The sequence below is a fragment of the Leucobacter sp. M11 genome, from assembly GCF_035726885.1.
In the GTDB taxonomy this organism is placed as follows: Bacteria; Actinomycetota; Actinomycetes; order Actinomycetales; family Microbacteriaceae; genus JAPFRB01.
In genome coordinates this window covers 56,038-62,285 of sequence record NZ_JAPFRB010000002.1, presented here as the reverse complement: position 1 = coordinate 62,285, position 6,248 = coordinate 56,038, and the positions used below count along the sequence as shown (strand labels likewise).

Below are 6,248 nucleotides of genomic sequence, written 5' to 3'. Positions count from 1 at the left end.
ACCGGCCGCACAATATCCCGCTCGTGCTGCTCGGGGGGTCCCTGCTCTGGTTTGGCTGGTTCGGATTCAACGCCGGGCTCGCCGCCGACGACGACCAGGTGGGGCTGATCGTGACCAACACCCTGGTCGCGCCCGCCGCCGGAATCCTCGGCTGGCTCGTCACGGAGCGACTGCGCGGGCGCAAGCCCACCTCGATTGGCGCAATTTCGGGCGTGGTCGCCGGACTCGTGGCGATCACCCCGGCCTGCGCCGACCTCACCCCGGGCTGGTCGATCGTCCTCGGACTGCTCGCCGGAGCGGTGTGCGCGCTCGCGATCGACCTGAAGTACCGGCTGGGCTACGACGACTCCCTCGACGTGGTGGGCCTGCACCTGGTCGCGGGGGTGCTCGGGACGCTGTTTCTCGGGTTCGCGGCCACCGATACCGGGCTCGTCGCGACGGGGGACCGGGGCCTCCTCCTCGTCCAGCTCATCTCGGTGCTCGGCGTCGGGGGCTACTCCTTCCTGGTGAGCCTCGTGCTCGCCGTCCTCATCAGCCGGACGGTCGGGTTCCGCGTCGCGGAACGAGACGAACTCGCGGGCGTCGACCGCGCCGGGCACGGGGAGGACGCCTACGCGCTGACCCCGGCGGTCACCGAAGAATCTTCGGTGTAGCTGGCGCGGCGGTCGGCGTCCGTGCCGTCGCAGGGGGCCGATTCGGGGGCGCCCTCCCCGAGAATCGCAGGAAAATGCGGCCTCTCGGGTCCCGGGAGGCGTCATGCCGCAGAATATTCGGCAGGGTGCGCAAAATGCCGGGAAGATTCGGGGGTATGCTCGTTCCACCCCGGGCCGACGGCGTCCCCCGAAGCCCCTCGCTCGCAGAGAAAGGACGCCACGATGAGCGCTCCCCAATCGACCACGCACCCCACGACGCAGCGGCGCGCCCCCGGGGTGCGCGTGCCGATCGCCGCGGGACTCTACGATCCCTCCTTCGAGCGGGATGCCTGCGGGCTCGCGGCGGTCGCCACCCTCAACCGCGTGCCGGAACACCGCATCGTGCAGCGGGCGCTGGAGGCGCTGCGCAACCTGGAACACCGGGGCGCGGTGGGCGCGGACGCGGACACGGGGGACGGCGCGGGCATCCTCACGGGAATCCCGGACCGCCTGTTCCGGGAGAGCGTCGACTTCGAGCTGCCCCCGCTCGGTCGCTACGGCGTCGGCACCGCGTTCCTGCCCACCGGGGGCCCCGCCCGGCGGGCGACCCGATTCGCGCTCGAACGGATCGCAGCCGAGGAGCGCCTCACCCCGCTCGGGTGGCGGGAGGTGCCCACCCGGACCGCCTCCCTCGGCTCGGACGCGCTCGCCACGATGCCCGCCCTGGAGCAGCTGTTCCTCGCCGCCCCCGACGGCGTCGACGGCGACGAACTCGAGCGCCGCCTGTTCCGCACCCGGAAACGGGCGGAGCGCGAGGCCAACACCTACTGGCCGTCGCTGTCGTCGCGGACCCTGGTCACCAAGGGCATGATGACCACCAGCCAGCTCGCCGAGTGCTATCCCGACCTGTCCGACGAGCGCTTCACCTCCCGCTTCGCCATCGTGCACTCGCGCTATTCCACCAACACCTTCCCGTCCTGGCACCTCGCGCAGCCGTTGCGCACCCTCGCGCACAACGGCGAGATCAACACGGTCGCGGGGAATCGGAACTGGATGCGCGCCCGCGAGTCCCAGCTCGCGAGCCCCCTGCTCGGGGACCTCGCCCCGCTGCTCCCGGTCTGCTCGCCGGACGGCTCGGACTCGGCCAGCCTCGACGAGGTGCTGGAACTACTCATGCTCGGCGGCCGGAGCCTGCCCCACGCGCTCCTCATGCTGGTTCCCGAGGCGTGGGAGGCAAATCCCGAACTGTCCCCGGCCCTGCGCGACTTCTACGAGTACCACTCCCTCGTGATGGAGCCGTGGGACGGGCCTGCCGCGATCACCGCGACGGACGGGCGGCTGATCGCGGCCACGCTGGACCGCAACGGGCTGCGGCCCGGACGCACGCTCGTCACCGACGACGGCCTCGTTGTGCTCGCGAGCGAGACGGGGGTGGTCGCCGTGCCGCCGGAAACGGTGATCCACCGCGGCCGGCTCCGCCCCGGCGAGCTCTTCCTCATCGACACCGAAGCGGGCCGGATCATCGGCGACGCCGAGATCAAAACCGACCTCGCGGCGAGCGCCCCCTGGGGCCAGTGGCTCGATGCGGGCCGGATCCGACTTGGTGACCTCCCCGAGCGAGAACACCTCGTGCACCCCGCGGCCTCGATCACGCGCCGACAGCGCGCCTTTGGGGTGACCGAGGAGGAACTGCGCCTGCTGATCGGGCCGATGGCCCAGCACGGCACGGAACCCCTGGCCGCGATGGGCTCGGACACCCCGATCGCGGTGCTCGCCGAGCGCCCGCACCTGCTCTTTGACTATTTCGTGCAGCGCTTCGCGCAGGTGACGAACCCGCCGCTGGACGCCCTCCGCGAGGAGCGCGTGACCAGCCTGCGCGCGAGCATCGGACCCCGCGCGAACGTGCTCGAGGACGGCGTGCAGCACGCCCGCCAAGTGGTCGTGGAATACCCCGTGCTCGACAACGACGCCCTCGCGAAGATTCAGCACTTCGGCGAAGACATGGAGCGCGAGCGCACGGTCACGCTGCGCTGCCTGTTTCGCTTCGACCGCGGCCCCGCAGAGCTTGGCCGACGCGTCGAGGAACTCTGCCGCGAGGCCGAGCAGGCCGTCGACGCCGGGGCCGAGTTCCTGATCCTCTCCGACCGGGACTCGACCAAAGACCTGGCCCCCGTCCCCTCCCTCCTGGCCACCTCGGCCGTGCACCACCACCTCATCCGCGCCGGGAAGCGCACCCGGGCCGCCCTGATCGTCGAGGCCGGTGACGCCCGCGAGGTGCACCACATCTCGTGCCTCATCGGCTACGGGGCCACCGCGGTGAACCCCTACCTCGCCCTCGAGACCGCGGAATACCTGGTGCGCTCCGGCGACCTCACCGGCCTCAGCCCGCAGGAGGCCGGAGCGAACCTCGTGCGCGCCCTCGGCACCGGCCTGCTCAAAGTGATGAGCAAAATGGGCATCTCGACCGTGACGAGCTACTGCGGGGCGCAAACCTTCGAAAGCCTCGGGCTTGACCGCGGTCTGATCGACGCGCACTTCACCGGCACCCCCGCCCGCCTGGGCGGCGTCGGGCTGGACGTGCTCACCGAGGAGACCCTCGCCCGGCACCGCTCTGCCTACCCAGAGGACCCCGCCCCGCTCGCCCACGAGCGGCTGGACACCGGCGGGGAATACCAGTGGCGTCGCGGCGGCCCCCCGCACCTGTTCGACCCGGAGACGATCTACGCCCTGCAACACGCCACCCGGGAGGGGCGCGAGGACGTCTTTCGCGCCTACACCCACCGGGTGAACGAGCAGGCGGAGTGCCTGATGACCCTGCGCGGCCTGTTCCGGTTCCGCCCGCACCGGCCCCCCGTGCCCCTCGACGAGGTCGAGCCGGTTGCGGAGATCGTGAAGCGCTTCTCCACGGGGGCGATGAGCTACGGCTCCATCTCACCGGAAGCCCACGAAACCCTCGCGATCGCGATGAACACGCTCGGCGGCAAGTCCAACACGGGGGAGGGCGGGGAGTCCGTGGAACGCCTCCTCGACCCCGAACGGCGCAGCGCCATCAAACAGGTCGCCTCCGGCCGCTTTGGCGTCACGAGCCTGTACCTCACCCACGCCGACGATCTCCAGATCAAACTCGCCCAGGGAGCCAAGCCAGGGGAGGGTGGGCAGCTGCCACCCGGCAAGATGTACCCCTGGATCGCCGAGACCCGCAACGCGACCCCGGGCGTCGGCCTCATCTCGCCGCCCCCGCACCACGACATCTACTCCATCGAAGACCTCAAACAGCTGATCTACGACCTGAAGCGCGCCAATCCCGCCGCCCGCATCCACGCGAAACTCGTCAGCCAGTCCGGGATCGGTGCCGTCTCCGCCGGAGTTGCGAAAGCGCTCGCCGACGTCATCCTCGTCTCCGGCCACGACGGAGGCACGGGCGCGAGCCCCATGAACTCGCTCAAGCACGCCGGAACCCCCTGGGAACTCGGCCTCGCCGAAACCCAACAGACCCTCATCCGGAACGGGCTCCGCGAACGCGTCGTGCTCCAGGTGGACGGGCAACTCAAAACCGGCCGCGACGTCGTCATCGGGGCGCTGCTCGGGGCCGAAGAGTTCGGCTTCGCCACCGCGCCGCTCGTGGTCTCCGGCTGCGTCATGATGCGCGTCTGTCACCTGGACACCTGCCCCGTCGGCGTCGCCACCCAGAAGCCCGAGCTGCGCGCCCGATACACCGGACAGGCCCAGCACGTCATCAACTTTTTTCGCTTCCTCGCGCAGGAGGTCCGGGAACTGCTCGCCGAACTGGGCCACCGCAGCCTGGCCGAGGCCATCGGCGACGTCGAATCCCTCGACGCAGACCCGGCCATCAGCCACTGGAAAGCCTCCGGCCTGGACCTCACCCCCGTGCTCAGCGCCCCAGACCCCGGGCCGCGCGCCTTCGCCCGGGCCCAGGAGCACGGCATCGCGGAGCACTTTGATGCCCGCCTCATCCGCGAGTCCGGCGACGCCCTCGATCGTGCCCAGCCCGTGATCTTCGACCTGCCGATTCGGAACACCGACCGCGCCGTCGGCACGATGCTCGGCAACGCCGTCACCCGGCGGTACGGTGCCCCGGGGCTGCCGCCCGAGTGCATCGACGTCACCCTGCGCGGCTCCGCCGGGCAATCCCTCGGGGCCTTCCTGCCCCGCGGCATTGTGCTCCGCCTCACCGGGGACGCCAACGACTACGTCGGGAAGGGCCTCTCGGGCGGGCAGATCAGCGTGCGCCCCTGGGCAGACCCCGCGCTCGCAGCGCCGCCCGGGGGCGACGTGATCGCCGGAAACGTCATCGGCTACGGGGCCACCGCGGGGCGGATGTTCTTCCGCGGCGCCGTCGGCGAGCGCTTCCTCGTCAGAAACTCGGGCGCAGAGGCCGTGTGCGAGGGGGCCGGGGACCACGCCCTCGAATACATGACCGGCGGCACCGCCCTGATCCTCGGACCGACCGGCATGAACCTGGGGGCGGGGATGAGCGGGGGGACCGCATACGTGCTCGACCTGGATCCCGCGCGGCTGAACCCCGCGGCGCTCGCCGCCGGGGACCTGATCGTGGGGGAACTCGACGCGGAGGATCGCCTCCGCGTGGCGGGGCTGCTGCTCGCCCACGCGGAGACCACGGGCTCCCCGCTCGTGGCGGAACTGCTGGGCGACCCCGGGGGCCTGGCTGCCCGGATGCGCAAGATCGAGCCGCGGGCCTTTACCCGGGTCCGCGCCCTCACCGCCCGGGCGATTGCCCGCGGCGAACGACCCGACAGCGACCGGGTGTGGTCGCAGATCCTGGAGGAGCGTCATGGCTGATCCGACCGGTTTCCTGAGCCTTCGCGAGCGCGAGACCGCGCCGCGGCGTCCCGTTCCCGTCCGGATCATGGACTGGGCCGAGGTGCAGAAGCGCGGCCGCCCGGATGTGGTGCGTCGCCAGGCGGGGCGGTGCATGGACTGCGGGGTTGCCTTTTGCCACCAGGGCTGCCCGCTCGGCAACCTCATCCCCGAGTGGAACGATCTCGTCCGCCGCGGGCGGCTCGCGGAGGCGCTTGAGCGACTGCACGCCACGAACAACTTTCCGGAGTTCACCGGCCGGGTCTGTCCGGCCCCCTGCGAATCCGCCTGCGTGCTCGGCATCTCCGAGCCGGCCGTGACGATCAAGCAGACCGAGGCGTGGATCATCGACGAGGGCTTCGAGCGCGGGCTCGTGGTGCCCCGCCCGCCGGAGCGGCTGAGCGGGAAGACGGTGGCCGTCGTCGGCTCCGGGCCGGCGGGGCTCGCCGCCGCTCAGCAGCTCACCCGCGCCGGGCACACGGTTGTCGTGTACGAACGGGACGAGGCCGTTGGCGGGTTACTGCGCTTCGGCATCCCCGACTTCAAGCTGGAGAAGGCGCTGATCGATCGCCGCGTCGAGCAGATGCGCGCGGAGGGCACGCGCTTCCGCACCGGGGTGGACATCGGGCGGGACATGCGCTGGGGCGAGTTGCGTCGGCGCTTCGATGCCGTGCTCGTGGCCACGGGGGCGAGCGTTGCCCGGGGGATCGAGGTCCCCGGGGCGGACGCCGCGGGCATCGTGCCCGCGATGAGGTACCTGAGCGACGCCAATCGGGT

Annotated in this window: 3 protein-coding genes; all 3 read left to right on the top strand. The window is 71.5% G+C overall.

The window, feature by feature from the left end; translation table 11 throughout:
- Positions 1-653, top strand: a 653-nt coding sequence (locus OOT08_RS04380; RefSeq protein WP_442916179.1) for an ammonium transporter, incomplete at its 5' end; no start/stop codon positions are given.
- Between the two features lie 222 nt (positions 654-875).
- On the top strand, positions 876-5,453 hold the full coding sequence (gene gltB / locus OOT08_RS04375) for a glutamate synthase large subunit (protein WP_325091347.1): 4,578 nt from the start codon (positions 876-878) through the stop codon (positions 5,451-5,453).
- The coding region (locus tag OOT08_RS04370; RefSeq protein WP_325091346.1) for a glutamate synthase subunit beta at positions 5,446-6,248 on the top strand (803 nt) is incomplete at its 3' end. The genes gltB and OOT08_RS04370, both read left to right, overlap by 8 nt.